The sequence below is a fragment of the Robertkochia sediminum genome, assembly GCF_016786255.1.
GTDB classification, from domain to species: domain Bacteria; phylum Bacteroidota; class Bacteroidia; order Flavobacteriales; family Flavobacteriaceae; genus Robertkochia; species Robertkochia sediminum.
The window spans coordinates 1-232 of the sequence record NZ_JADMKT010000013.1 but is presented as its reverse complement, the minus strand read 5'-3'; the positions used below and the strand labels follow the sequence as shown (position 1 = coordinate 232).

Sequence of the window (232 nt, the reverse complement as noted above, 5' to 3'; positions counted from 1 at the left end):
GTAGTGCCTTGTGCCGTGATCGGAAGCGTTGCGTCATTACTGATCGTTACAGCTCCTCCACAGTTATCTGTTGCCGTTGGTGGCGTTAAGCTCGTTACCTCACATTGCGTAGTTACATCTTGAAGGGTCGCTGCATTAACCACTGGTGGAGTTGTATCTGTGATCACCACATCCTGGGTTGCTGTCGTACTGTTTCCTTGCGCATCGGTAAAGGTCCAGGTTACCGTAGTAG

1 protein-coding gene is annotated in these 232 nt (G+C 50.4%); it reads right to left on the bottom strand.

Annotated elements, in window-relative coordinates; all coding sequences use genetic code 11:
* The coding region (locus IS446_RS00040) for a hypothetical protein (protein WP_203057128.1) at positions 1-232 on the bottom strand (232 nt) is incomplete at both ends.